The following is a 22,813-nucleotide window of genomic DNA, read 5'->3' as shown; positions in this document are numbered from 1 at the left end:
TCATTCCTTACCCACCCCTTAACCTGAAGCAATGAGCACCACCCCCGCCCCCGCCACCGCCTCCTCCGTCGCCCCGCCGCTCCCGCTGCCCGAGCGCGGCCGCGGCCCCTCGCGTCTCGGGCCGGTGGGGCTGGTTCTCGCGGCGGGCGTCTCGGTGCAGTTCGGCGCCGCGCTCGCCGTCCTGATCATGCCGCGCGCGGGCGCGGCGGGCGTGGTGACGCTGCGCCTCGCGGCGGCCGCGGTCGTGCTGCTCCTGGTCTGCCGCCCGAAGGTACGGGGCTACTCGCGCGCCGACTGGGGCACGGTCGTCGCCTTCGGCGTGGCGATGGCCGGGATGAACGGCTTCATCTACCAGGCGATCGACCGCATTCCCATGGGCCCTGCCGTCACGCTGGAGGTGCTGGGTCCGCTCGCGTTGTCGGTGATCGCCTCCCGGAAGCTGGTGAACCTGCTCTGGGCGGGCCTCGCCCTGGCGGGCGTGGTCCTGCTGTCCGGTCACGGCGGGGGGTTCGGCTCCCTGGACCTGGCCGGCGCGGCCTTCGCGGTGGCCGCGGGCGCGATGTGGGCGGCGTACATCGTCTTCAGCGCGCGGACGGGCCGGCGCTTCCCGCAGGCGGACGGGCTGGCGCTGGCGATGGTGGTCGCGGCCGTGCTCAGCCTGCCGCTCGGCGTCGTGGAGGCGGGCCCGGCCCTGCTGGTCCCGAGCACGCTGGCGCTGGGCGTGGGCGTGGCGGTGCTGTCCTCGGTCCTGCCGTACACCCTGGAACTCCTGGCGCTGCGCCGCCTCCCGGCACCGACGTTCGCCATCCTGATGAGCCTCGAACCGGCCATCGCGGCCACGGCGGGCTTCGTGATCCTGCACCAGGCGATGTCACCGACGGACGCCCTGGCGATCGCGCTGGTGATCGCGGCGAGCATGGGCGCGGTGCGCTCGCAGGCGGGGCGCAGGGAGAAGCGGTAGGGGTTCGGCTCCGGCGGGCGTTGAGTCCCCTTGTCCCCTTCCCGTTGGGCGTTGTGGGGGTTCCGGGGGCGTCCCGTCAGTCCTTAACTGTCCTTCCGTGCCGGGACGGCCTGTCAAGAGCGCTCCTTCGTCGCGTCGCTACGCGATTCCGCTTCGCTCCACTCCTGACAGACCGTCCCGTCCCGGAAAGACAAGGACTGTCGGGACGCCCCCGAAAGAACGGAAGGTCGGCACTCCACCAAAGCGCAGGGGTTCCAAGGCCTGCCCAGGGGCCCGGCCAGTCCGGTTCCCGTCCACGGCAGGTGCGGAAGCCACCGGAGCCGAGGGGGCGCGCCGGATCGCTACGCGCTTCGGCCGGTATAGCGGGTGCGGCCCGCCCGTGGCCGGACAAGTCCTCATTGCCCCGCAGGTGCTCGCGCTCGATGGCATGAGGCCCACGGCGAGTTGGTCCGGCCCTTGGGGCGTGCTTCGGGTGTGTCAGCCGAGGCGGCCGACGTGGATGACCACGATGGTGACGGTGGCCTCGGTGATCTCGTACAGGACCCGGTAGCGGCCGACGTGCATCCGGCGCAGGTCCGGGGAGCCGTACGGGGTGGTGCCCTCGGGCCGGGGCTGGTCGGCGAGGAGGTCGACGGCGTCCATCAGCTGCCGCAGGCCGTCGGGGTCGTCCTTGAGGAAGTAGGCGGCCGCGTCGATGGCGGGCTCGTCCCAGACGATCGTGTAGGTCACGGACGCTCCAGGCCGAGCCGGGCGCGGACGTCGTCATGCGGGACGACCGCGGCTGCGCCGGCGGACTGGCGCTCCCGGTACAGGGCCAGGGCGAGCGAGTCCTCGAGGTCAGCCAGTTCCTGGGGGTTGATGAGCACGGCCGCGGGCTGGCCGTGGTCGGTGATGGTGATGCGTTCCCGGGCGTGGGACGCCCGGCGGACCAGCGAGCCGAACTTCGCCCGCGCTTCGGTGATCGGCAGAGTCTCGCTCATGTACAGAACTGTACACTCCACGCCTCTTGTGTGCGATACCCGGCGACACTCCCCAAGGCCGGCCTTGCGATTGATGGCGGCCTCTGTCCGGCCATAGGCGGGCCGGGGCCGCTATGCCGGCAGGAGCGCGTAGCGATCGGGCGCGCCTGCTCGCCAGGGGGCGGCTTCCGCACCTGGCGTGCGGGGGAACGGACTGGCCGGGCCACTGGGCGGGCCTTTGGAACCCCCGGGCGTGGAAAGGCTGCGACCTGCCGTTCTTTCGGGGGCGTCCCGACAGTCCTTGTCTTTCCGGGACGGGACGGCCTGTCAGGAGTGGAGCGAAGCGGAATCGCGTAGCGACGCGACGAAGGAGCGCTCTTGACGGGCCGGTCCGGCACGGAAGGACAGTGAGGACTGACGGGATGACCCCGGAATCCCTCCAACGCCCAACGGGAAGGGGACAAGTCCGGCTCCGTGTACCCCGGTTGACGCCTGGCGGAAACCCGTTGGTCCGCCGAAAAAAACCATGCAAGCACGCTTGCTTGTTTTCTTGGGCGCTGCCAGTCTCTCCTCACGCCGTCGTGTCCCGGGGTCCCCGAGGAGAGCACACCGTGTCCGAACCGTCTGCCGCAGCCGCCGTTCTCGCCGATCTCCGGGCCGAAGGCCACGAGCTCGACCTGCTGGTGCGGGACCTGCCACCCGCCGTGTGGGCCAAGGACACCCCCGCGCCCGGCTGGACCGTCGCCCACCAGATCGCGCACCTCGCGTGGACCGACCGCGCCGCCCTGCTGGCGGTCACCGATGCCGAGGGCTTCGGGGCGATGGTCGCCGAAGCGCTCGCCGCACCCGACTCGTTCGTGGACGACGGCGCCGCCGAAGGGGCGGCCCTGCCGCCGGCCGAGCTGCTGGCGCTGTGGCGGACCGGCCGGGACTCCCTCGCCGCGGCGCTCGCCGCGGCTTCGCCCGACACCCGCTTCCCCTGGTACGGCCCGCCGATGAAGGCCGCCTCCATGGCCAGCGCCCGCCTGATGGAGACCTGGGCGCACGGCCAGGACGTCGCCGACGCCCTCGGTGTGCAGCGGGTCCCGACGGCCCGCCTGCGCCATGTGGCACGGATCGGCGTACGGGCGCGCGACTACGCCTTCGCCGTACGCGGGCTGCCCGCCCCCACCGAGGAGTTCCGCGTCGAGCTCACCTTCGCCGAGGGGGACGACGTACGGCTGTGGGCGTACGGTCCCCCCGACGCGCCCCAGCGGGTCACCGGGCCGGCGCTCGACTTCTGCCTGCTCGTGACCCAGCGGGCGCACCGGGCCGACCTGGGCGTCCGGGCGGCCGGGCCCGACGCCGACCGCTGGCTGGACATCGCGCAGGCCTTCGCCGGTCCGGCGGGGCCGGGGCGGGCGCCCGGGGCGGCGTCGTGACCCGGCGGGCGCTGCGCATCGGCAACGCGTCCGGGTTCTACGGGGACCGGGCCGACGCGGTGCGCGAGATGCTGGCCGGCGGGCCGCTGGACGTCCTCACCGGGGACTACCTGGCCGAGCTGACCATGCTCATCCTGGGCCGCGACCGGCTGAAGAACCCCGGTCTCGGCTACGCCAAGACCTTCCTGGGCCAGCTGGAGGAGGGGCTCGGGCTCGCGCACGAGAAGGACGTGCGGATCGTCACGAACGCGGGCGGCCTCAACCCTGCCGGGCTCGCGGACGCGATCCGGACGCTCGCGCAGAAGCTGGGCCTGCCCACGACCGTCGCGCACGTCGAGGGCGACGACCTCATGCCGTACGCCGACGGCGCGCTGACCGCCAACGCCTACCTGGGCGGCGCCGGGATCACGGCCTGCCTGCGGGCCGGCGCGGACGTGGTCGTCACCGGCCGGGTGACGGACGCCGCGCTGGTGACCGGGCCGGCCGCCTGGTGGTTCGACTGGGCGCCGGACGACCACGACCGGCTCGCGGGGGCGGTGGTGGCCGGGCACGTCCTGGAGTGCGGGACGCAGGCCACCGGCGGCAACTACGCGTTCTTCGGGCGCCACGACGTACGCCGCCCCGGCTTCCCGCTGGCGGAGATCGCGGAGGACGGCTCCTCGGTGATCACCAAGCACCCGGGTACGGGCGGCGCGGTGACCGTCGGCACGGTCACGGCCCAGCTGCTGTACGAGACCCAGGGCGCCCGGTACCTGGGCCCGGACGTCACGGCCCGCCTCGACACGGTCCGCCTGGAAACCGCCGGACCGGACCGGGTCCGGATCCACGGGGTGCGCGGCGAGGCGCCGCCCGGCACCCTCAAGGTGGGCGTCACCCGCATCGGCGGCTACCGCAACGAGGTGACGTTCGTCCTCACCGGCCTGGACATCGAGGCCAAGGCGGACCTGGTCCGTGCGCAGCTCGCGGAGGCGCTGGAGGGGATCGCGGGGGCGCGGTGGACGCTGGCGCGGACCGACCACGCCGACGCCGACACGCAGGAGACGGCCGGCGCGCTGCTGCGGCTGGTGGTCCGGGACCCGTCCCCGGACCGGGTCGGGCGGGCCCTGACGGGCGCGGCGATCGAGCTGGCCCTGGCCAGCTACCCGGGCTTCCACGTCACGGCCCCGCCGTCCGCGGCCCAGCCGTACGGCGTCTTCACGGCCTCGACAATCCCGGCCGAGGCCGTCCCCCACGTGGCGGTCCTCCCGGACGGCACCCGCGTACCGACCCCGGCCACCCACCCGGCCCCGCCCACCGATCCAGCCCCGCCGGCGTTTGAGGCGCGGGGGTCCGGGGGCGGAGCCCCGGTATCGGGAAGGGGCGGGGTGGGGGAGAAGCCGCCCGCAGGGCCCCCGGCCGCCGACGCCCCGACCGCCACCCCCTCGGCCCCCACCACCCGCGCCCCCCTGGGCCACCTGGCCGGTGCCCGCTCCGGAGACAAGGGCGGTGACGCCAACGTCGGCGTCTGGATCGACACCGACCACGCCACCCCCACCGCCGCCTACGCCTGGCTGGAGCAGACCCTCACGGTCGAGACGTTCCAGCGCCTGCTCCCCGAGACCCACGGCCTCACCGTGACCCGCACCGCCCTCCCGAACCTCCACGCCCTGAACTTCACGGTCACCGGCCTCCTCGGCGACGGCGTCGCCTCCGGCCACCGCTTCGACCCGCAGGCCAAAGCCCTCGGCGAATGGCTCCGCGCGCGCCACGTCGACATCCCCACCCACCTCATCAGCTCCCCGCCCCAGCCGGAGGTCGGCCCATGACCCGCCTCACCACCGCCCTCGACCCCCGCGACCCCGATCACCTCGCCCACCGCGAGGCCGCCCTGGAGCGGCTCGCGGCGCTCGACACCGAGCACGCCAAGGCGCTGGCCGGCGGCGGGCCCAAGTACACCGAGCGCCACCGCACCCGCGGCAAGCTGCTGGCCCGTGAGCGCGTCGAGCTGCTGCTGGACCCCGACACGCCGTTCCTGGAGCTGTCCCCGCTCGCCGCCTGGGGCAGCGACTACCCCGTCGGCGCCTCGATGGTCACCGGCATCGGCACCGTGGCAGGGGTCGAGTGCCTGATCACCGCCAACGACCCGACCGTACGCGGCGGCGCCTCCAACCCCTGGACGCTGAAGAAGGCCCTGCGGGCCAACGAGATCGCCTACGCGAACCGGCTGCCGTGCATCAGCCTCGTCGAGTCCGGCGGTGCCGATCTCCCCTCCCAGAAGGAGATCTTCATCCCCGGGGGCGCGATCTTCCGCGACCTCACCCGGCTCTCCGCGGCCGGCATCCCCACCGTCGCCGTCGTCTTCGGCAACTCCACCGCCGGCGGCGCGTACATCCCCGGGATGTCCGACCACACCATCATGATCAAGGACCGTTCCAAGGTGTTCCTCGGCGGCCCGCCCCTGGTGAAGATGGCCACGGGCGAGGAGAGCGACGACGAGTCCCTCGGCGGCGCCGACATGCACGCCCGTACGTCCGGGCTCGCCGACTACTACGCCGTCGACGAGGAGGACGCGATCCGGCAGGCCCGCCGGGTCGTCGCCCGCCTCAACCACCGCAAGGCGCAGCCGGATCCCGGGCCCGCGCCGGAGCCCCTGTACGACCCGGAGGAGCTCCTCGGCATCGTGCCCGCCGACCTGCGCACCCCCTTCGACCCGCGCGAGGTCATCGCCCGCCTCGTCGACGCCTCCGACTTCGACGAGTTCAAGCCGCTGTACGGGACCAGCCTGGTGACGGGCTGGGCGAGCCTGCACGGCTACCCGGTCGGCATCCTCGCCAACGCCCAGGGCGTGCTGTTCAGCGCCGAGTCGCAGAAGGCGGCCCAGTTCATCCAGCTCGCCAACCAGCAGGACGTCCCGCTGCTCTTCCTCCACAACACCACCGGCTACATGGTCGGCAAGGAGTACGAGCAGGGCGGCATCATCAAGCACGGCGCGATGATGATCAACGCGGTGTCCAACTCCCGCGTCCCGCACCTGTCCGTGCTGATCGGAGCCTCCTACGGCGCCGGCCACTACGGCATGTGCGGCCGGGCCTACGACCCCCGCTTCCTGTTCGCCTGGCCCAGTGCCAAATCCGCCGTCATGGGCCCGCAGCAGCTCGCCGGCGTGCTGTCGATCGTGGCCCGGCAGTCCGCCGCCGCCAAGGGGCAGCCGTACGACGAGGAACAGGACGCCGGGATGCGCGCGTTCGTCGAGGCGCAGATCGAGTCCGAGTCGCTGCCGATGTTCCTGTCCGGGCGGCTCTACGACGACGGGGTCATCGACCCGCGTGACACGCGCACCATCCTCGGCCTGTGCCTGTCGGCCGTCCACAACGCCCCCGTCGAGGGCGCCCGTGGCGGCTTCGGCGTCTTCCGGATGTGAGCCCGCCCATGACCCAGACCCCCCTGCCCCAGAACCCCCTGACCTCCCTCCTCGTCGCCAACCGGGGCGAGATCGCCGTCCGGGTCTTCCGGACCGCCCGCGCCCTGGGCCTGGACACCGTCGCCGTCCACTCCGACCCCGACGCCGACGCCCTGCACGTGCGCGAGGCCGACGCGGCCGTCCGGCTGCCCGGGGCGGCGCCCGCCGAGACGTACCTGCGCGGTGACCTGGTCATCAAGGCGGCCCTCGCCGCCGGCGCCGACGCCGTGCACCCCGGGTACGGATTCCTCTCCGAGAACGCCGATTTCGCCCGCGAGGTGGTGGCCGCCGGGCTCACGTGGGTCGGCCCGCCGCCCGGGGCGATCGAGGCGATGGCGTCCAAGACCCGCGCCAAGGAACTGATGCGCGCCGCCGGCGTGCCGCTGCTCGACCCCGTCGACCCGGCCACCGCCACCGCCGCCGACCTGCCCCTGCTGCTCAAGGCCGCCGCGGGCGGCGGTGGCCGCGGCATGCGCGTCGTACGGGACCTGGACGCCCTCGGGGACGAGCTGGCCGCGGCCGCCGCCGAGGCCCGCTCGGCCTTCGGCGACGGCGAGGTGTTCGCGGAGCCGTACGTCGAACGCGGCCGGCACGTCGAGGTGCAGATCCTCGCCGACGCCCACGGGACCGTCTGGGCGCTGGGCACCCGCGACTGCTCCCTGCAACGGCGCCACCAGAAGGTCATCGAGGAGGCACCTGCCCCCGGCCTGTCCGAGGAACTGCGCGCCACCCTCCACGAGGCGGCCGTGGCCGCCGCCCGCGCCGTGTCCTACCGGGGTGCCGGCACCGTCGAGTTCCTCGTCACCGCCGACGGCCGTCCGTACTTCCTGGAGATGAACACCCGTCTCCAGGTGGAACACCCCGTCACCGAAGCCGTGTTCGGCCTGGACCTGGTCGCCCTCCAGCTGCGCATCGCCCAGGGCGAGCCGCTTCCCCCGGCCCCGCCCGCACCCGGCGGCCACGCCGTCGAGGCCCGCCTGTACGCCGAGGACCCCGCCCAGGACTGGCGCCCGCAGACCGGCGTCCTGCACACCCTCGACATCCCCGGAGCCGGCACCGGCACCCCCGGAGCCGGCACCGGCACGGGCAGCGGCACCGGCAGCGTCCGCGTCGACACCGGCTTCGCCGACGGTGACACCGTCGGCGTGCACTACGACCCGATGCTCGCCAAGGTCATCGCGCACGCGCCCACCCGTGCCGAGGCCGTCCGGGCCCTGGCCCGCGCCCTGTCCCGGGCCCGGATCCACGGCCTGACCACCAACCGCGAGCTCCTCGTGGCGTCCCTGCGCCACCCGGAGTTCGCCGCCGCCCGCCTCGACACCGGCTTCTACGACCGCCACCTCGCCACGCTCACCGCCACCCCCGGCGGTGACGCCGACGGCCGCTCCGGTGCGCGCCTCGCCGCCCTCGCGGCCGCCCTCGCCGACACCGTCCCGCCCCCCGGCGCCCAGCTCACCGCCCGCCTCGGCGGCTGGCGCAACGTGCCCTCCCAGCCACAGACCACGTCCTACCGGGCCGGTGGTACGACGTACGAGATCCGCTACCGCCACACCCGCGCCGGGCTGGAGCCCGAGGGGCACGACGGCGTCCGGGTCCGCACCGTCACCGCCGACCACGTGGTCCTCGAACTGGACGGGGTCCAGCGCGTGTTCCACGTGAAACGAAATTCGAACAAGCCCGAGCTGTACGTCGATTCGGCGCTCGGCTCGTACACCCTGACCCGGTTGCCGCGGTTCGCCGACCCCCAGGACCGCACCGAGCCCGGCTCGCTGCTCGCCCCCATGCCCGGCACGGTCGTCCGCATCGCCGAGGGCCTCGCCCCCGGCGCCGCCGTCACCGCCGGCCAGCCCCTGCTCTGGCTGGAGGCCATGAAGATGGAGCACCGCATCCTCGCCCCCGCCTCCGGCACGCTCACCGCGCTCCACGCCGCCCCCGGCCACCAGGTCGAGGTCGGCGCCCTGCTCGCCGTAGTCCAGGAGGAACCGCACGCATGAGCCCCGTCCTCGAAACCGAAGAGCACACCGCCCTGCGCTCCGCCGTCGCCGCCCTCGGGCAGCGCTACGGGCGCGACTACCTGGCCCGGGTCGCCCGCGAGGGCCGCCACCCCGACGAACTGTGGGCCGACGCCGCCAAGCTCGGCTACCTCGGCGTCAACCTGCCCGAGGAGTACGGCGGCGGAGGCGGTGGCATCGCCGAACTGTCCATCGTCCTCGAAGAGCTGGGCGCCGCCGGCTGCCCGCTGCTGATGCTGGTCGTCTCGCCCGCCATCTGCGGCACGGTCATCGCCCGCTTCGGCACCGAGGCGCAGAAGCGCGCCTGGCTGCCGGGTCTGGCCGACGGCAGCCGGACGATGGCCTTCGGCATCACCGAGCCCGACGCCGGATCCAACTCCCACCGCATCACCACCACCGCCCGCCGCGACGGCGAGGAGTGGGTGCTCAGCGGCCGCAAGGTCTTCATCTCCGGCGTCGACATCGCCGACGCCACGCTGATCGTGGGCCGTGCCGAAGACGCCCGCACGGGACGCCTCAAGCCCTGCCTGTTCATCGTCCCGCGCGATGCCCCCGGCTTCTCGCGCTCGGTCATCGACATGGAGCTCCAGGCCGCCGAGAAGCAGTTCGAACTGGTCCTGGACGACGTACGGCTGCCCGCCGACGCCCTGGTGGGTGGGGGTCCCTCCCACGCCGGAGGCGTAGGGGGAGAGGACGCCGGACTGCTCCAGCTGTTCGCCGGGCTCAACCCCGAGCGCATCATGACCGCCGCCTTCGCCATCGGCATGGGCCGCTACGCACTCGCCCGGGCCGTCGAGTACGCCACGTCCCGCCAGGTGTGGAAGGAGCCCATCGGCGCCCACCAGGCCATCGCCCACCCGCTCGCGCAGGCCCACATCGAGCTGGAACTGGCCCGCCTGATGATGCAGAAGGCCGCCCATCTCTACGACAGCGGCGACGACATGGGCGCGGGCGAGGCCGCGAACATGGCCAAGTACGCTGCCGGCGAGGCCTGTGTGAAGGCGGTGGACCAGGCCGTCCACACGCTGGGGGGCAACGGCCTCACCCGCGAGTACGGGCTGGGGGCCCTGATCACGGCCTCCCGCGTGGCGCGGATCGCCCCCGTCAGCCGCGAGATGATCCTCAACTTCGTCTCGCACCAGACCCTGGGCCTCCCCAAGTCCTACTGAGCACCAGCAAGAAGGGACGGCATGAACCCGATCGTCGGATCCGCGCACGCGCGCGGCATCACCACGCTCACGCTCGACTCGCCGGCCAACCGCAACGCACTCTCCGAGGCCCTCGTCGGCGAGCTGCGCGCGGCCTTGGCCGCGGCCGGCGCGGACCCGGCGGTACGGGCGCTCGTCCTGACCCACGCCGGGTCCACGTTCTGCGCGGGCGCCGACCTGAAGTCGCCGTGTGCCCCGGCGGACTTCCTGGCCCTGCTCCATGAGATCGCCGAGCTGCCCAAGCCGGTCGTCGCCCGCGTCACCGGCCACGTCCGCGCCGGCGGCCTGGGACTGCTCGGCGTCTGCGACATCGCGGCCGCCGGCCCCGCCTCCACGTACGCGTTCACCGAGACCCACCTGGGGCTGGCCCCGGCCGTCATCTCCGCCCCGCTGCTGCCCCGCCTCGACCCCCGGGCCGCCGCCCGCTACTTCCTGACCGCGGAGGCCTTCGGGGCCGCCGAGGCCGCCCGCATCGGCCTGCTCACCCTGCACGCCGAGGACGTCGACCAGGCCCTCGGCGGTGTCCTCGACGGCCTGCGCAGGGCCGCACCGCAGGCCCTGGCCGCGACCAAGCGGCTGGTCACGGCACCCGTACGGGAGGCCCTCGCCCGCGACGGCGCGGAGTTGACGGAACTGTCCGCGCGCCTGTTCGCCTCCGAGGAGGCCCGCGAGGGCATCACGGCCCGCTTCGAGCGCCGGGACCCGTCATGGGCGCGGTGACCGGACCCAAGCAGGCCCGCAGCCGCGTCACCCGCCGCCACCTGCTGGAGGCCGCCGTCTCCTGCCTGGCCGAACAGGGCTGGGCCGGCTCCACGGTCTCCGTCGTCGCCGAACGCGCCGGGGTCTCGCGCGGCGCCGCCCAGTACCACTTCCCGACCCGCGAGGACCTCTTCACCGCCGCCGTCGAGTACGTCGCCGAGGAACGCTCGGCCGCCCTGCGCGACCTCTTCCACGCCGCCCCGGCCACCGCCCGCTCGGATGCCGTCGAGGCCCTCGTCGACCTCTACACCGGCTCCCTCTTCCGAGCCGCCCTCCAGCTGTGGGTGGCCGCCTCCAACGAGGAGCAGCTACGGCCCCGGGTCACCGAACTGGAGGCTCGCGTCGGCCGCGAGACCCACCGGATCGCCGTCGAACTCCTCGGCGCCGACGAATCCGTCCCCGGCGTCCGCGAGACCGTCCAGGGCCTCCTCGACATGGCCCGCGGCCTGGGCCTGGCCAACGTCCTCACCGACGACACCGCCCGCCGCGCCCGGGTCGTCGCCCAGTGGTCCCGGATCATCGACGCCACGCTCGGCCCCTGAGGCGCCACCCCGGCCCCCGAGGCAGCACCCCGGCCCCCCGGGGCCGCACCGCGCCGGGACAGCCGAACGGGCGCCGCACCCCCGGGAAGGGGGCGCGGCGCCCGTGGTGGTGTGCCGTGGCGCGGGGCGTGCTCAGCGCGCGATGTCGGCGTAGCCCTCGATGTCCTGCGGGTTCCGCTTGCCCGGGCCGATGTAGCGGGCCGAGGGGCGCACCAGGCGACCGGTGCGCTTCTGCTCCAGGATGTGCGCCGACCAGCCGGCGGTACGGGCGCAGGTGAACATGGAGGTGAACATGTGCGCCGGGACCTCCGCGAAGTCCAGCATGATCGCCGCCCAGAACTCCACGTTCGTCGCCAGCACCCGGTCGGGACGGCGTGCGTGCAGCTCCTCCAGCGCGGCCTTCTCCAGCGCCGCCGCCACCTCGTAGCGCGGCGCGTCCAGCTCCTTGGCCGTACGGCGCAGCACCCGGGCGCGCGGGTCCTCGGCGCGGTAGACGCGGTGGCCGAAGCCCATCAGCCGCTCGCCCTTGTCCAGGGCCTTCTTCACGTACGCGACGGCGTCGCCGGTGCGCTCGATCTCCTCGATCATGCCGAGGACGCGCGAGGGCGCACCGCCGTGCAGCGGGCCCGACATGGCACCCACGGCGCCGGACAGCGCCGCCGCGACGTCCGCGCCGGTGGAGGCGATCACGCGCGCGGTGAAGGTGGAGGCGTTCATGCCGTGCTCGGCGGCCGAGGTCCAGTACGCGTCGACGGCCTTGACGTGGCGCGGGTCCGGCTCGCCCCGCCAGCGGATCATGAACCGCTCGACGACGGAGTCGGCCTTGTCGATCTCCCGCTGGGGCACCATGGGCAGACCCTGGCCGCGCGCGGACTGGGCGACGTACGACAGGGCCATGACCGCGGCCCGCGCCAGGTCGTCGCGGGCGGTCCGCTCGTCGATGTCCAGCAGCGGTTTCAGGCCCCACACCGGGGCGAGCATCGCGAGCGCCGACTGCACGTCGACGCGGATGTCACCGGAGTGCACGGGGATGGGGAAGGGTTCGGCGGCGGGCAGGCCCGGATTGAAGGCACCGTCGACCAGCAGGCCCCAGACGTTGCCGAAGGAGACGTTGCCGACGAGGTCTTCGATGTCGACCCCCCGGTAGCGGAGGGCTCCGCCCTCCTTGTCCGGTTCGGCGATCTCGGTCTCGAACGCGACGACCCCTTCGAGCCCGGGTACGAAGTCGGACATCAGGCGGCTCCTCAGATAGTGCGAACACGCGCGGCTCCCGGCGTGATTCGCGGTCCGGCGCGGTCATCCCCGTTGATGCCCGGCACGGCCGGTGGTCACCCGCACGGGGACCAGCGGACCGGCCCCAAGATTTTGTCCGTTCCGCTTGATGTGCGGAAGCGTGACATACGGCACACCCCCAGCGGCACTCCGGGGGTGGTGCTGGGGCAGGATGGCCGGGTGACCGCCCACGACCTTGATCCCGCCATCATGCGCAAGCAGTACCGTTCGGAGATCGTCACCGAGGACAGCCTCGCCGCGGACCCCATGACGCAGTTCGCCTCCTGGTTCCGGCAGGCCTCCCTCTCGCACATCTTCGAGCCGAACGCCATGGTCGTCTCGACGGCGACCCCAGACGGCCGCCCCAGCTCCCGTACCGTGCTGCTCAAGCAGTTCGACGAGCGCGGTTTCGTCTTCTACACCAACTACGCCTCGCGCAAGGGCCGGGAGATCGCGGCGAACCCGTACGTCGCCCTGCTCTTCCCCTGGCACCCCATCGCCCGCCAGGTCATCGTGACCGGCACCGCCGAGCGGGTCGGCCGGGACGAGACCGCGGCCTACTTCCGCTCCCGCCCGCACGGCTCCCAGCTGGGCGCCTGGGCCAGCGACCAGTCGCAGGTCATCGCCTCGCGCGCGGAGCTGGACCGGCGCTACGCCGAGCTCGCCGAGCGCTACCCGGAGGATGAGAAGGTCCCGGTCCCGCCGGAGTGGGGCGGGCTGCGCGTCGTACCGGAGGAGGTCGAGTTCTGGCAGGGCCACGAGAACCGGCTGCACGACCGGCTGAAGTACGTCCGCGAGGGCGGCCTGTGGCGCGTCGAGCGGCTCTGCCCCTGACGGAAGGCCCCGGGAACGCAGGCGACCCGCGGGCTCGGGTTCCTCTCCTGCAGTGAGAGGAGCCGGCCGGACGTACCGGCGAGCCCGCGGGTCGGGTGACTGCTTGGGATTGGCCGGCGAAACGGAGCCGACCGCACTGGGTGCGTGCGACAGCGAGCGCTAGCCCGCAGTCACCTCACGCGTCCGGTAGTCATACATTTCCGGAACCACCTCCCTTCTGTGTACACCCCACACTAGGAGCCGCTCACGGGACCCTCAAGCGATTTATTCTGGGGGAATCGGGGGAATGCGGTGTGGGCTGCGTCACGTTCCAGTTCAATGATCTGACGTGCCGCACACGCGAACACCTGCAGGGGGTGCCAGGTGAGTGCTTCCGGACGTAGTGAGACCACCGAGGATCTGCTGGCCGCGCTTCTGGACGGCATGGACGCGGCGCTGTGCGCGTTCGACGCCGACGGCGTGATCACGCACTGGAACCGTGAGGCGGAGCGGATCCTGGGCTGGTCGGCCGCCGAGGCCGTCGGGCGGCGCGGGTTCGCGGGCTGGGCCGCGCGGGCCGCCGACGCCCAGGACGTGGCCGACCGGCTGATGGCCGCCCAGGACGTACCGGGCCGCCAGGTCCACGAGTTCGCCCTGGTCACCAAGGACGGCGGGCGCGTCCTCGTCCGCACCCAGTCGGCCGGGGTGCCGGGGGCCGGCGGGAAGCCCGCCGGGGTCTACTGCGCCTTCAGCGAGGTGCACGCCCAGATCGACCTGGAGCGCTCCATCGCGCTCAGCGAGGCCCTCATGGACGACGCGTCCTGGGGGGTCGTCCTCGTGGACGTGGACCTGCGCCCGGCCGTGGTGAACCAGCACGCCGCACGGGCCTTCGGAGCCGGGCGCACCGCGCTGCTCGGACGGCCGCTGGGGGACCTGCTGGCCCAGGGCGCGGAGGAGCTGGAGGGCGCGCTGACGCACGTCCTGGCCGAGGGCGCGCCACCCGCGCCGATGGAGCTGTGGGTGTCGGTGCGCACCCCGGAGGGGGCGGCGCCGGAAGGGGCGGGCCCGGAGGGGGTGAGCCCGGGAGGGGCGAGCTCAGCAGGGGTGAGCCCAGCAGGGGCGGGCCCGGAGAAAGTGCGGCGGCGGTGCTGGCGGTGCGGGTTCCTGCGGCTGGCCTCGCCGCTGGCGGAGGAACCGGTGCCGCTCGGGGTGGGCTGGCTGTTCCAGGACATCACCGAGGCTCGCCAGGCCGAGCTGGACACCGCGCAGCTGCGGTTCCGGTCGAACCAGCTCTACCGGGCCGGGCGGGCGGCCGCCGAGTGCGAGGACCCGGCGGAGGCGGCGGCGGTCCGGCTGGACTTCGCGCTGGCCGGCTTCGCCGACCATGCGCTGATCGACGTGGTGGTGGGCGAGGGCCGGCTGGTGCGGTCGGCGGTGTCGCCGTCCGGGTCGGCGGGACCGGTGCCGCTGCTGCCCGGGCCGGGCGCGATCCCGGTGCGGTACGCGCCCGCGCACCCGGCGCTCCAGGCGCTGGACCGGATCGGCTCCGTACGGGCCGGCGCGCCGCGCGGCGAGGCGGCCGACGGATGGGCGAGGGCCCGCCAGTGGCCCGAGGGCGCGGTGCACGCGCTGTGCACGGTGCTGCGCAGCCGGGGCCGGACGCTGGGCGTGCTGACCTTCGTCCGCGGCCCGTCCCGCCCGGCCTTCGACCGGGCGGACGCGGCGTACGCGGAGGAGGTGGCCGCACGCGTCGCGGAGGACGTGGACCTGGCCGCCACGATGGCGGGCCGGAAGCCGCAGGACGGCCCGCCGGGCTGACCCTGACCCGGAGCCCGCCGGGCCGGCCGGATGCCGCGGGACGCCCGCCGGGCCGGCCGGAAGGCGGCCGCGCGGTCAGTGGCGGAAGAAGATCCGGTCGCCGTACTCCTTCATGACGCGGCCGTTCCACTCGTGGCCGCCGTCCACGTTGCCCGAGCGCAGCAGCGGCGGCTCCACGCCGCGCGCGACCAGCTCGCCGGCCGCCGCGGCCATCACCGCCTGCATGATCGCGCTGGTCACGACGGTGGAGGCGGGGGCGAACGGCGCGTCGATGCCGTCCAGGCTCAGCTCCGCGTCGCCGACCGCGATCTTGCTGTCCAGCACGATGTCGCAGTGGTCCTTGAGGAAGGTCCCCGACACGTGCCGGGACCTGGTCTCCGTCGCGTACGCGACGGAGGTGACGCCGATGACCTTCAGGCCCAGCGCGCGGGCGTTCATGGCCATCTCCACCGGCAGCGCGTTGCGCCCCGACAGCGAGATGACCACCAGGACGTCGCCCGCGGCGGCCGGGCTGGAGTCCAGGACCGCGCCCGCCAGACCGTCCACCCGCTCCAGCGCGCTGCCCAGGGTCGCGGGCATGACGTCGATGCCGGCGGTGCCGGGCACGGCGAGGAAGTTCATCAGCGCGAGCCCGCCGGCCCGGTAGACCACGTCCTGGGCGGGCAGCGAGGAGTGTCCGGCGCCGAAGGCGAAGAGCCGGTTCCCGGCGGCGACGGCGTCCGCGATGACCGTGCCGGCCTCGGCGATGTCCGAGGCCTCCTCGTCACGGACGCGCTGCAGCAGACCGATGGCGGCGTCGAAGAACTGACCGGCCAGCTTGCTCTCGCTCATACGCCGAGGGCCCTTCCAGTGATGGGGTGCGTCCGTGTCCGCCGCTCACCGTGCGGTCTGGACCAAGGACGTGTCAATACGGGCGTCAATCCGCGTCGCGACGGCCCGCTGACGCCAGGGACGGGACGGTTGTCGGCCCGATGCGTCAGAATTGGGGCAGGGCCAGCGCACGATATCCGAGGGGCACGAATGTCCGGACTGATCGATACCACGGAGATGTATCTCCGCACCATCCTTGAGCTGGAGGAGGAAGGTGTGGTCCCCATGCGCGCCCGGATCGCCGAACGGCTCGACCAGAGCGGTCCGACGGTGAGCCAGACGGTGGCGCGCATGGAGCGGGACGGCCTGGTGGCCGTCGCCAGCGACCGTCACCTCGAGCTCACCGAGGAGGGCCGGCGGCTGGCCACGCGCGTGATGCGCAAGCACCGCCTGGCGGAGTGTCTCCTGGTGGACGTCATCGGGCTCGAGTGGGAGCAGGTGCACGCAGAGGCCTGCCGCTGGGAGCACGTGATGAGCGAGGCGGTGGAGCGGCGCGTCCTGGAGCTGCTGCGCCACCCGACGGAATCGCCGTACGGGAACCCGATCCCGGGGCTGGAGGAGCTGGGCGAGAAGGCGGAGGCCGACCCGTTCCTCGACGACAGCATGGTGAGCCTCTCGGAGCTGGACCCGGGCACCGAGGGCAAGACCGTGGTCGTACGCCGGATCGGCGAGCCGATCCAGACGGACGCGCAGCTGATGTACACGCTGCGGCGGGCGGGCGTGCAGCCCGGCGCCGTGGTGAGCGTGACGGAGTCGCCGGGCGGTGTCCTGGTCGGCAGCGGCGGCGAGGCCGCCGAGCTGGAGGCGGAGATCGCCTCGCACGTCTTCGTCGCCAAGGGCTGAGCGTCGGATTCCTGTTCCTGGGTAGGGATGGTCCCGGCGCCTCACGGCGCCGGGACCGGTCCTCCCCTTGCTGACCCGGAGCCCCGAGCTCCCAGGGTCAATCCCCTCGGACCGTCTTCCCCGAGCGGCCCGCCTCCCGTGGGGAATCTCCCCTCGGCAGCGGCGGCCAATCCTTGAGCAAGGTCACTCGAAAGAGCGGTGTTGGCGGCGGGAAGGCCGTTTTCGAATACGGGTTCGATAGTCTGGCCGGGAGCGAAGGGGGTGCATCTGCGGTGGTACAGCGCTTCGATGTGACAGGGACCGACGGCGTGCGCCTGGCCGCGTGGGAGTTCCGCGAACCTGCCGCCACCGAGCGGGACACGGACGCTCCCGGCCGGGATCCGTCCGCCGCCCCCGGCCCGTCCTCCGTCCCCGGCCCGGCTTCCGCTCCCGAACCGGACCGCCCCGCGGTGCTGTTACTCCACGGGCTGATGGGACGCGCCTTCCACTGGGCCGGCACCGCCCGCTGGCTCGCCGGCCGCCACCGCGTCGTCGCCCTCGACCAGCGCGGCCACGGCCAGAGCGAGGCGCCCGAGCACGGCCCGTACACCCGCGAGGCCTTCGTCGCCGACGCCGAGGCCGCCATCGAGCAGCTGGGCCTGGCGCCCGTCACGGTCGTCGGCCACTCCATGGGCGCGCTCACCGCCTGGCAGCTCGCCGCCCGCCGACCCGACCTCGTCCAGGCCCTCGTCATCTGCGACATGCGCGCCTCCGCCCTCGGCGCCGCCTCGCAGCGCCAGTGGGAGGACTGGTTCCGCCGCTGGCCCCTGCCCTTCCCCACCCAGGACGCCGCCCGCCGCTGGTTCGGCGAGGACGATCCGTGGGTCGAACGCCCCGACCCCGGCCGCGGCGAGTTCTTCGCCGAGGTCATGCACCGGGCCCACGACGGCTGGCGGCCCCTCTTCTCCCGCTCCCAGATGCTCACCGCCCGCGAGACCTGGGTCCACGACGCGCACTGGGAGGAGCTCGCCCAGGTCCGCTGCCCCACGCTGGTCGTCCGCGGCCTCGACGGTGAACTCGGCCGCGCGGAGGCCCAGGAGATGGTCCGTGTCCTCCCGGCCGGCCAGTACGCGGAGATCCCCGACGCCGGCCACTACCTCCACTACGACCAGCCGGCCGCGTGGCGGGCGGCCCTGGAACCCTTCCTGGACGGAGTCCTGGCGGGGCCCTGACCGTCCCCCGCCCGACCTCCCCGGCCGCCGGCGCGCGGTGAGCCCACCCGCGGGCTCACCGCGCCCCGCCCGGGCCCGTGTTCACCGCCCCGGCGCCCGCAGGACCTCGATCACGCCCGCGTAGCTGCTCGCGCCGTGCCCGGCCGCCTTCGCCCGCTGCATGGTCGCCTTCAGCAGCTCGGGCAGCGCGTTGTCCAGGCCGCGCGCCCCGGCCGCGTGCAGCAGGTGGTCGATCGCGGCGATCTGCACGTCGACGGTGGCGTCGTCCCCCGGGTAGTGCCCGGCGTCCACCTGGCCCGCGTAGGTCGTCATGAACCCCGACACCGCACCCAGCCAGCGCACCGCGATCGCCGTGAAGTCGGCCGCCGTCGCCTTCTCGGACCCGACCAGGGCGGTGCCGTGCAGCCATCCGGTCAGGGCGGCCCACATCAGGCCCAGCAGCGCCGCGTCGTAGAGGGAGGCCATGCCCTGGTCGGCGCCGAGGTACAGCGGGTCGCCGAGGACCCGCAGGACGGGCGCCCAGGTCTCGAACACCTCCCGGGACCCGCTGTAGAGGAACATCATCTCCGCGTTCCCGACGCCCGGCGGCGTCGTCATGATCGCCCCGTCGAGGTACGCCGCCCCGCGCGCCGCCGCCCAGCCGGCCGCCTCGCGCGCCTGCTCCGGCGAGCCGGAGCAGAGGTTGACCAGGGTCCGCCCGGTCAGGTCGTCGTCGCCGAACAGCGCGTACATCACCTCGTAGTCGAGCACGCAGACGACCGTCAGCGGGCTCGCCGCGACGGCCTGGGCCGGCGAGGGCGCGAGCCGGGCGCCCCGCCCGACCAGGTCGCGCGCCTTGCCGGCGGACCGGTTCCAGACGGTCACCGCGTGTCCGGCGCCCAGCAGCGCGGCGGCCAGCGCCGACCCCATCGAGCCCAGCCCGATGACGGTCACGGGCGCGGGGCCGGCCGTGGGGTCGGCAGTGGCGGGGGTGGCGGCGGGGGTGGGAAGGGTGGTCATGCTCAGCTCCTCGGACGGTCTCCTGCGACGGGACCACGCTCGCAGCGGGAGCCGGGCCCGGACAGTGACGGCAGTGCCGCGAGCCGCCCAATTCCTGCCACGGCCACGGGTGATGGCACCGGGGTAGCCTCGGGAGGATGAGTGCTGCTGGTTCCGCCGGCCCGGCCGGTTCCGTCGCCGTGGTGATCCCGAACGACATGCCGTTCCCGTCGTGGGACCTGTACGAGGCGAGCATCCCGCTGACCGTCTTCGGCAAGCCCCAGCCCGACCTGGCCGATCCCTGGTACGACCTGCGGCTGTGCGGCACGGACGAGGGCGCGGGCCCGGCCGGGGCGTCCGGGCTCGCGGTGCGCACCCCCTACGGCCTCGACGACCTGGCCGGCGCGGACACCGTCATCGTCCCGTCCGTCCCCGACGCCTGCGTCGAGGACGGCGTACCGCTGCCGCCGAAGCTGATCGCGGCCCTGCGGGACGCGCGGGACGCCGGGGCGCGCATGGTCTCCCTCTGCACGGGCGCCTTCGCGCTCGCCGAGGCCGGCGTCCTCGACGGCCGCCGGGCCACCGCGCACTGGATGCACACGGCCCAACTGGCCGCCCGCTACCCGAAGGTGGAGGTCGACGACTCCGTCCTGTACGTCGACGACGGCGACGTCCTCACCAGCGCCGGCCTGACGGCCGGCCTGGACCTGTGCCTGCACCTGGTCCGGCGCGACCTCGGCGCGCACGTGGCCAACCAGCTCGCCCGCCGGATGGTCGTCCCGGCCCACCGCAAGGGCGGGCAGGCGCAGTTCATCGACCTCTCCGTCCCGGCGACGGACGACGAAGGGCTGGGCCCGGTCCTGGAGTGGGCCCGCGCGCGGCTGGACGAACCGCTCTCGGTCGACGACCTGGCCCGCCGGGCCTCGATGAGCCCGCGCACCTTCTACCGCCGCCTCCAGGCGGCCACGGGCACGACACCGCTGCAGTGGCTGCTGAACCAGCGGCTGGCCCGGGCGCAGGCGCTGCTGGAGTCGACCGGTCTGCCGGTGGAGAAGGTGGGCGAACTCAGCGGCCTGGGCACGGCGAACAACCTCCGCCACCACTTCCTGAAGCAGGTGGGCGTCTCACCGACGGACTACCGCCGGTCGTTCCCGGCCCGCAACGGCGGCGAGGGCTGACGGGACACCCCGTACAGCCCTCGCCCACCACGCACGAGACGCGCGACCCGCCACACAGGAGACGCGCGACCCCGCCTACCCCTTGCTCACCGCCTGCAGGATCTCCGGCAGCTTCCGCGCCACCACCGGCGCCGACAGCCGCAGGCCCGCCCAGGTCGCCAGCGCGCCCCAGGCCACGCCCGCCGGCAGCAGCAGCCACAGCAGGGACTCGTGGCCCGCCACGTGGAGCCAGATCGTCACCCCGATCAGGGGGGCGCACAGCAGGGCCGCCGCGACCATGCCGCCGAAGATGCCGGCCCAGGCGAGGCCCGCCTGGCCCGGGACGACGTTCTTGAAGGCGCCCTCCGACGGGATCGAGTACGGGTAGAGGGCCGACGCCAGCGCGCCCGTGCACAGCATCGCGCCCAGCAGCGCCAGCGTGAGCCCCAGCGCCTGCGGCAGGGCCGCCCAGTTGCCCACCAGCCAGGCCGTGACCACCGTGACGACCACCGAGTACGGGACCGTCACCAGGGCCAGCGCGGCCGCCCGCGCCCGGAGTTCGACGTACGCGTCCCGCGGTGTCGAGATGGTCTGCGCGATCATCCAGAACGCCGAGTAGTCCTGGCCGAACTGGTTGTACATCTGCACGCCGAGCATGCCCGCGCCGAAGCACGCCAGGTAGATCGACCCGGTGCCCTGCAGGGCGTTGAAGACCGGCACGATCACCCCGATGGCGAGCGCCGTGACCCACGCGGACTTGGTCTTCGGGTCGCGCACCACGTACCGCAGGCTGCGCTGCATCGCGGTGCCCGTGCGGCCCCCCGGCAGCAGCCGCCACAGTCCGCCGCCCGGGGCGTGCTCCTTGGCGGGGCCGGCCGCGGCGATCGTGGAGCCGTCCGGGCTGACCATGAGCCGGGTCAGGCTGCGCTCCCACGCCCACACCAGTCCCGCCAGCGCGGCCAGCGTCAGCAGCAGCTGCGCCGCCGCCCGCCCGTATGCGCCGGCGGCCACCGAGTCGACCATGCCGACCGCGGTCGCGGGCGGCAGCCACCGTACGACGGCCTCGACCGGTTCCAGCGAGGTCAGGCCGCCGACCTGGGTCAGGCGCTGGGCGCCGAAGTTGACCAGCTGGGCGCCCACCGCGATCAGCAGACCGCTGAGCAGCGCCAGGTCGCGCCCCTTACGGCTGGTCAGCAGCCGCACGTTGGCCGTGGCCACCGCCCGCGCCAGCGCCACGCACACCAGCAGCACCAGCGGGACGGCGACCAGGCCGGCCGCCCAGGCCGCCGGGCCCTGAGCCACCGCCACCACCGAGCCGATGGCCAGACAGACGGTGAACAGGGGCCCGATGCCCACCAGCGAGGACACCAGCAGCGCCCGCACCAGCGGCCGCGGCCGCAGCGGCAGCATCACCAGCCGCGAGGGGTCGAGCGTCTCGTCCCCGGCCGCGAAGAACAGCGGCATGAACGCCCAGGCCAGCGCCAGGATCCCGGTCAGGAGCACGGTCACCGTGCCGGCGTGCACGCGCCCGCGCAGCAGGGTGAGCAGCAGCAACAGCGCCGCCGCGCAGAGCATCGCGAAGACGAAGGAGCCGATGAACGCGGCCTTGCGCTTGGAGGACCCGCGCAGTCCGTTGCGCAGCAGCGCCAGCTTCAGGCCGACGAAGGTCGACGTCAGCGACGGGGCGGCCGCCGCCGTCGCCGCGGAGCCCGGGGTGACGGCCGTGACCGCGCTCATCGCCCGCCGCCCAGCCAGTCCAGGGCGGCGCCCGCGTCGCGGCCGTTCGCGCCGACCAGTTCGAGGAAGGCGCTCTGCAGCGAGCCCGCCTCGCCCCGTACGTCGGCCAGCGGGCCCGCGGCCCGGATCCGGCCGGCGGCCATCACGGCCACCCAGTCGCACACCGACTCGACGAGTTCCATCACGTGGGAGGAGAAGACGACCGTCGCGCCGGAGGCGGTGTAGCGCTCCAGCACCCCGCGGATCGTCTGCGCCGAGACCGGGTCCACGCCCTCGAACGGCTCGTCCAGGAACAGCACCTCGGGGTTGTGCAGCAGCGCGGCCGCCAGGCCGATCTTCTTGCGCATGCCCGTGGAGTAGTCGACGACCAGCTTGTGCTGCGAGCCCGCCAGGTCCAGGACGTCCAGCAGCTGGGTGGCCCGCTTGTCGACCTCGTCGCCCGGCAGCCCCCGCAGCCGGCCCATGTAGCCGAGCAGTTCCCGCCCGGACAGCCGCTCGAACAGGCGCAGGCCCTCGGGCAGCACGCCGATCCGGGACTTCACCTCGGCCGGGTCGCGCCACACGTCGTGCCCGGCGACCTCCACCCGGCCCTGGTCCGGACGCAGCAGCCCGGTGATCATCGACAGCGTCGTCGTCTTACCGGCCCCGTTCGGGCCGACCAGGCCGATGAACCGGCCCGCCGGGATCTCCAGGTCGATGCCCGCGACGGCGATCTGCTCGCCGAAGCGCTTCCACAGACCTTCTATCCGTACGGCGGGCGCGGCGGACGCGTCCCCGTCGCCTGCCCTGTGTGCCTGGTCGGCCATGGGTGCT

The 22,813-nt window shown here is 74.0% G+C and carries 20 protein-coding genes; 13 read left to right on the top strand and 7 right to left on the bottom strand.

The genetic code is table 11. The annotated features are described in order from the left end of the window. Positions 1–31 precede the first annotated feature (31 nt). Positions 32–961 carry an EamA family transporter gene (locus ACZ6KO_RS33220; RefSeq protein WP_469307690.1) on the top strand — a complete coding sequence of 310 codons (930 nt, stop codon included), beginning with the start codon at positions 32–34 and terminating at the stop codon, positions 959–961. 477 nt (positions 962–1,438) lie between these two features. On the opposite strand, the gene ACZ6KO_RS33215 is transcribed toward ACZ6KO_RS33220, so the two are convergent. Continuing rightward, positions 1,439–1,690, bottom strand: a complete 252-nt coding sequence (locus ACZ6KO_RS33215; protein ID WP_469307689.1) for a type II toxin-antitoxin system RelE family toxin — start codon at positions 1,688–1,690, stop codon at positions 1,439–1,441. Further along, entirely contained in the window at positions 1,687–1,941 is a 255-nt protein-coding gene (locus tag ACZ6KO_RS33210; protein ID WP_469307688.1) for a type II toxin-antitoxin system Phd/YefM family antitoxin, read from the bottom strand. The genes ACZ6KO_RS33215 and ACZ6KO_RS33210 overlap by 4 nt, the downstream gene beginning before the upstream one ends. A gap of 590 nt (positions 1,942–2,531) precedes the next feature. On the opposite strand from ACZ6KO_RS33210, the gene ACZ6KO_RS33205 reads away from it, so the two are divergent. The 7 genes from ACZ6KO_RS33205 (at position 2,532) to ACZ6KO_RS33175 (ending at position 11,301) form a co-directional block, all read left to right on the top strand. Beyond that, positions 2,532–3,341 carry a TIGR03084 family metal-binding protein gene (locus tag ACZ6KO_RS33205; RefSeq protein WP_469307687.1) on the top strand — a complete coding sequence of 270 codons (810 nt, stop codon included), beginning with the start codon at positions 2,532–2,534 and terminating at the stop codon, positions 3,339–3,341. A 68-nt stretch (positions 3,342–3,409) separates the two neighbouring features. Next, positions 3,410–5,146 (top strand): acyclic terpene utilization AtuA family protein, encoded by a 1,737-nt coding sequence (locus ACZ6KO_RS33200; protein ID WP_469307716.1) that lies wholly within the window; start codon positions 3,410–3,412, stop codon positions 5,144–5,146. Beyond that, complete coding sequence (locus ACZ6KO_RS33195) at positions 5,143–6,741, top strand: acyl-CoA carboxylase subunit beta (RefSeq protein WP_469307686.1); 1,599 nt, start codon at positions 5,143–5,145, stop codon at positions 6,739–6,741. The genes ACZ6KO_RS33200 and ACZ6KO_RS33195 overlap by 4 nt, the downstream gene beginning before the upstream one ends. Positions 6,742–6,749: 8 nt before the next feature. Continuing rightward, positions 6,750–8,774, top strand: coding sequence for an acetyl/propionyl/methylcrotonyl-CoA carboxylase subunit alpha (locus ACZ6KO_RS33190; protein ID WP_469307685.1), 2,025 nt, complete (start codon positions 6,750–6,752; stop codon positions 8,772–8,774). Further along, entirely contained in the window at positions 8,771–9,961 is a 1,191-nt protein-coding gene (locus ACZ6KO_RS33185) for an acyl-CoA dehydrogenase family protein (RefSeq protein ID WP_469307684.1), read from the top strand. The genes ACZ6KO_RS33190 and ACZ6KO_RS33185 overlap by 4 nt, the downstream gene beginning before the upstream one ends. Before the next feature lie 21 nt (positions 9,962–9,982). Next, positions 9,983–10,720, top strand: coding sequence for an enoyl-CoA hydratase family protein (locus ACZ6KO_RS33180; RefSeq protein ID WP_469307683.1), 738 nt, complete (start codon positions 9,983–9,985; stop codon positions 10,718–10,720). Then, positions 10,708–11,301 (top strand): TetR/AcrR family transcriptional regulator, encoded by a 594-nt coding sequence (locus tag ACZ6KO_RS33175; RefSeq protein ID WP_469307682.1) that lies wholly within the window; start codon positions 10,708–10,710, stop codon positions 11,299–11,301. The genes ACZ6KO_RS33180 and ACZ6KO_RS33175 overlap by 13 nt, the downstream gene beginning before the upstream one ends. 132 nt (positions 11,302–11,433) lie before the next feature. Here the strand turns inward: ACZ6KO_RS33175 and ACZ6KO_RS33170 are convergent, their stop codons facing one another. After that, the gene (locus tag ACZ6KO_RS33170) at positions 11,434–12,534 is read right to left on the bottom strand and encodes a citrate synthase 2 (protein WP_401453376.1); all 1,101 of its coding nucleotides are present in this window, start codon (positions 12,532–12,534) and stop codon (positions 11,434–11,436) included. A 249-nt stretch (positions 12,535–12,783) separates the two neighbouring features. Here ACZ6KO_RS33170 and pdxH point away from each other — a divergent pair, with 249 nt between their 5' ends. Then, the gene (gene pdxH, locus ACZ6KO_RS33165) at positions 12,784–13,407 is read left to right on the top strand and encodes a pyridoxamine 5'-phosphate oxidase (RefSeq protein ID WP_469307715.1); all 624 of its coding nucleotides are present in this window, start codon (positions 12,784–12,786) and stop codon (positions 13,405–13,407) included. Positions 13,408–13,770: 363 nt separating this feature from the next. Beyond that, positions 13,771–15,204: a PAS domain-containing protein gene (locus tag ACZ6KO_RS33160; RefSeq protein WP_469307681.1), complete on the top strand. Its 1,434-nt coding sequence runs from the start codon at positions 13,771–13,773 to the stop codon at positions 15,202–15,204. Between the two features lie 75 nt (positions 15,205–15,279). Here the strand turns inward: ACZ6KO_RS33160 and ACZ6KO_RS33155 are convergent, their stop codons facing one another. After that, entirely contained in the window at positions 15,280–16,035 is a 756-nt protein-coding gene (locus tag ACZ6KO_RS33155; RefSeq protein ID WP_469307680.1) for an SIS domain-containing protein, read from the bottom strand. Positions 16,036–16,224: 189 nt separating this feature from the next. Here ACZ6KO_RS33155 and ACZ6KO_RS33150 point away from each other — a divergent pair, with 189 nt between their 5' ends. Both ACZ6KO_RS33150 and ACZ6KO_RS33145 read left to right on the top strand, forming a co-directional pair. Next, on the top strand, positions 16,225–16,917 hold the full coding sequence (locus ACZ6KO_RS33150) for a metal-dependent transcriptional regulator (RefSeq protein ID WP_401453370.1): 693 nt from the start codon (positions 16,225–16,227) through the stop codon (positions 16,915–16,917). 272 nt (positions 16,918–17,189) lie between these two features. Continuing rightward, positions 17,190–18,128, top strand: coding sequence for an alpha/beta fold hydrolase (locus tag ACZ6KO_RS33145; protein ID WP_469307679.1), 939 nt, complete (start codon positions 17,190–17,192; stop codon positions 18,126–18,128). A gap of 81 nt (positions 18,129–18,209) precedes the next feature. Here ACZ6KO_RS33145 and ACZ6KO_RS33140 read toward each other — a convergent pair whose 3' ends face one another. Then, positions 18,210–19,127: an NAD(P)-dependent oxidoreductase gene (locus tag ACZ6KO_RS33140; RefSeq protein ID WP_469307678.1), complete on the bottom strand. Its 918-nt coding sequence runs from the start codon at positions 19,125–19,127 to the stop codon at positions 18,210–18,212. A 197-nt stretch (positions 19,128–19,324) separates the two neighbouring features. On the opposite strand from ACZ6KO_RS33140, the gene ACZ6KO_RS33135 reads away from it, so the two are divergent. Continuing rightward, positions 19,325–20,284 carry a GlxA family transcriptional regulator gene (locus ACZ6KO_RS33135; RefSeq protein WP_469307714.1) on the top strand — a complete coding sequence of 320 codons (960 nt, stop codon included), beginning with the start codon at positions 19,325–19,327 and terminating at the stop codon, positions 20,282–20,284. A gap of 75 nt (positions 20,285–20,359) precedes the next feature. Here ACZ6KO_RS33135 and ACZ6KO_RS33130 read toward each other — a convergent pair whose 3' ends face one another. Both ACZ6KO_RS33130 and ACZ6KO_RS33125 read right to left on the bottom strand, forming a co-directional pair. After that, positions 20,360–22,000, bottom strand: coding sequence for a transporter (locus ACZ6KO_RS33130; protein ID WP_469307677.1), 1,641 nt, complete (start codon positions 21,998–22,000; stop codon positions 20,360–20,362). Beyond that, positions 21,997–22,806, bottom strand: coding sequence for an ABC transporter ATP-binding protein (locus ACZ6KO_RS33125; protein ID WP_469307676.1), 810 nt, complete (start codon positions 22,804–22,806; stop codon positions 21,997–21,999). Before ACZ6KO_RS33125 ends, ACZ6KO_RS33130 begins: the two co-directional genes overlap by 4 nt. Positions 22,807–22,813 lie beyond the last annotated feature (7 nt).

This window comes from Streptomyces sp. NPDC042102, assembly GCF_055582305.1.
The sequence above is the reverse complement of the archived record's forward strand: the minus strand, read 5'-3'. Positions and strand labels throughout refer to the sequence as shown.

Coding starts and splice junctions, on each gene's coding strand:
- ACZ6KO_RS33170 (WP_401453376.1), bottom strand. CDS start 12,534: ATGTCCGACTTCGTACCCGGGCTCGAAGGGGTCGTCGCGTTCGAGACC.
- ACZ6KO_RS33190 (WP_469307685.1), top strand. CDS start 6,750: ATGACCCAGACCCCCCTGCCCCAGAACCCCCTGACCTCCCTCCTCGTC.
- ACZ6KO_RS33175 (WP_469307682.1), top strand. CDS start 10,708: ATGGGCGCGGTGACCGGACCCAAGCAGGCCCGCAGCCGCGTCACCCGC.
- ACZ6KO_RS33200 (WP_469307716.1), top strand. CDS start 3,410: ATGCTGGCCGGCGGGCCGCTGGACGTCCTCACCGGGGACTACCTGGCC.
- ACZ6KO_RS33185 (WP_469307684.1), top strand. CDS start 8,771: ATGAGCCCCGTCCTCGAAACCGAAGAGCACACCGCCCTGCGCTCCGCC.
- pdxH (WP_469307715.1), top strand. CDS start 12,784: ATGCGCAAGCAGTACCGTTCGGAGATCGTCACCGAGGACAGCCTCGCC.
- ACZ6KO_RS33210 (WP_469307688.1), bottom strand. CDS start 1,941: ATGAGCGAGACTCTGCCGATCACCGAAGCGCGGGCGAAGTTCGGCTCG.
- ACZ6KO_RS33140 (WP_469307678.1), bottom strand. CDS start 19,127: ATGACCACCCTTCCCACCCCCGCCGCCACCCCCGCCACTGCCGACCCC.
- ACZ6KO_RS33130 (WP_469307677.1), bottom strand. CDS start 22,000: ATGAGCGCGGTCACGGCCGTCACCCCGGGCTCCGCGGCGACGGCGGCG.
- ACZ6KO_RS33220 (WP_469307690.1), top strand. CDS start 32: ATGAGCACCACCCCCGCCCCCGCCACCGCCTCCTCCGTCGCCCCGCCG.
- ACZ6KO_RS33150 (WP_401453370.1), top strand. CDS start 16,225: ATGTCCGGACTGATCGATACCACGGAGATGTATCTCCGCACCATCCTT.
- ACZ6KO_RS33180 (WP_469307683.1), top strand. CDS start 9,983: ATGAACCCGATCGTCGGATCCGCGCACGCGCGCGGCATCACCACGCTC.
- ACZ6KO_RS33155 (WP_469307680.1), bottom strand. CDS start 16,035: ATGAGCGAGAGCAAGCTGGCCGGTCAGTTCTTCGACGCCGCCATCGGT.
- ACZ6KO_RS33125 (WP_469307676.1), bottom strand. CDS start 22,806: ATGGCCGACCAGGCACACAGGGCAGGCGACGGGGACGCGTCCGCCGCG.
- ACZ6KO_RS33195 (WP_469307686.1), top strand. CDS start 5,143: ATGACCCGCCTCACCACCGCCCTCGACCCCCGCGACCCCGATCACCTC.
- ACZ6KO_RS33135 (WP_469307714.1), top strand. CDS start 19,325: ATGCCGTTCCCGTCGTGGGACCTGTACGAGGCGAGCATCCCGCTGACC.